1 protein-coding gene is annotated in these 2,138 nt (G+C 32.2%); it reads right to left on the bottom strand.

Translation table 11 applies throughout. The annotated features are described in order from the left end of the window. Positions 1 to 135: 135 nt before the first annotated feature. Positions 136 to 2,127: an ABC transporter permease gene (locus RTP52_RS20180; protein WP_312373180.1), complete on the bottom strand. Its 1,992-nt coding sequence runs from the start codon at positions 2,125 to 2,127 to the stop codon at positions 136 to 138. Between the last annotated feature and the right edge of the window lie 11 nt (positions 2,128 to 2,138).

Raw genomic sequence — 2,138 nt, 5'->3', positions numbered from 1 at the left:
TAGCCATCGCTTTGGCTTACATTCTCTTTTTCAAACTTACATTATTGTAATATATAAACATAAATTACATGCTAATTCCGTATCTAACTATGAATACGTTCGTTTATTAGAATGAAATATAACATAGCTCATAAATTAGTGTTTCACTATACGATAATAAGTTCTCGCAGTAAGTCCATAGACAACTGCATAGAATATAATAAATACTCCCAAGGTCACTAAGGTACAAGTTGTAAACAATGCAACATTAGTTAAACCTAAAACTGCTAATAGTTTTGTGATTACATTAAATGCAAAGGCAATATGGATAGCAGCAGCTACGATTGGAAGGAAAAATACCATTAACACCTGACTGTGAATCGTCTTTTTTACTTCCTCTTGACTCATACCAACTTTTTGCATAATCTCAAATCGTTCTCTATCGTCATTTCCTTCCGAAATCTGTTTATAATACATGATCAGTACAGTTGCCATTAAGAACAGAGTTCCTAAAAAGAGACCAAGGAAAAAGAGACCACCATAGACAAAAAAGAATTCATCTCTCGCGTCTTCTACACTTCGTACATAAAATTTTTGGTATAGTTCAACATCTTCTTGAGCTCTTAGCTCTTGGATACTTTCATATATCTCCAATTGCTTTTCTTTTGGAGCATCAATATCAAATCCATAATAAAAATGGATTCTATTATTATCTCCTTTTATGTTATCTAATTCTTTGCTAATTTTTTCAAAGGTATCTATATCCGGTAGGATGATATAATAGATATCAATCATATCCTGTTTATAATAAATATCTTTTTTAGACACTTCTGTCATTTCTTTAATATGAAAGTTTTCTTTACCAATTACTATTGTTTCGTCAGTAAACCTACTTTTCGTATAATTCGAATATTTAACAAGTACTTCGTCTGATTTTAGTGTGTTTGTTTCTCCAAGTAACTTATTGTAATCAGAGAGTGGTATCAAATAAAGAGTCGTTTCACCATAAACGTAAGAGTCATTCCATAGAAACTGGTTTCCCTGTTTCTTCACCCCTTGGCTCATGTAACGATAAGAAATCACATCTTTTTGCGCTACTTGATGACTATTTGTAATCTCATTTATTACATCCGTTAGTTCTCTGGCTTCTTCCTCACTAATACTATATCCAGATACTGCAATATTCTTTGGGTACATACTTCTTAGAGTGTCTTCAAATCCGATATAAAGAGATACTGTAGAGGATATCATAACAAGAACCATAGTACTTAAGATACAGATATTTGCTAACCCTACCGCATTTTGTTTCATACGGTATATCATACCCGATACTGAGATAAAATGATTCGCTTTGTAATAATATCGCTTATTTTTACGAAGTATTTTAAGAATGGCGATACTACCTGCGGTAAACACACAATAAGTTCCTATAATAACTAAGATTACCGCTACAAAGAACAAGCCCAATGCTTGCAATGGTGATTTGGTTGTTACTGAAATATAATAACCTCCTGATAAACAAGCCAAACCGATAAGTGCTAGAATCCACTTTGTTTTCGGTTCTTTCTCACCTACTTGCTTTCCACGTAATAATTCAATTGGATTTGCCAGATGAATCTGTCGTAGATTACTTAATAATAGTAACAAGAAAATAACAACAAATAAAATCAGTGTAGTTAATAAAGCAAACTCAGAGATTTCAAATCCAAACGCTATCTTAAAATTAAGCAGCTTACCAAGCGTTAAAACCATTAACTTACTAAGTAAAATACCAAATGATAGTCCTAAGGTTAGACTGATTATTGCAACATAAAGATTTTCAAATGCCAACACCTTGGCAATGTGCTTCTTCTCCATTCCCAATATGTTATAGAGACCTATTTCTTTTTTTCTTCGCTTGATTAAAAAACTATTTGTGTAAAAAAGAAAAATTACTGCAAAAATCCCGATTACTATCGTTCCTAGACTTAAAATTATGGAAAGTGATCCCCCACCTGCCATAGAACCGAGGGCAGAATTATTTGCCAAAAAACACATCATATAAAACATCATTATTGTTATCAAACAAGTAAGAATATATGGCAAATAATTTTTAGCATTTTTACGAATGTTCGTTGCAGCAAGCTTTGCATATAAAGAACTATTCATGTATGTCACCC

The sequence above is a fragment of the Lachnoclostridium sp. genome (assembly GCF_031997925.1).
GTDB lineage: Bacteria > Bacillota > Clostridia > Lachnospirales > Lachnospiraceae > Lachnoclostridium.
The sequence above is the reverse complement of the archived record's forward strand: the minus strand, read 5'-3'. Positions and strand labels throughout refer to the sequence as shown.

Bases quoted from the DNA above. Each gene is read 5' to 3' on its own strand.
- RTP52_RS20180 (WP_312373180.1), bottom strand. From the start codon at position 2,127: ATGAATAGTTCTTTATATGCAAAGCTTGCTGCAACGAACATTCGTAAA.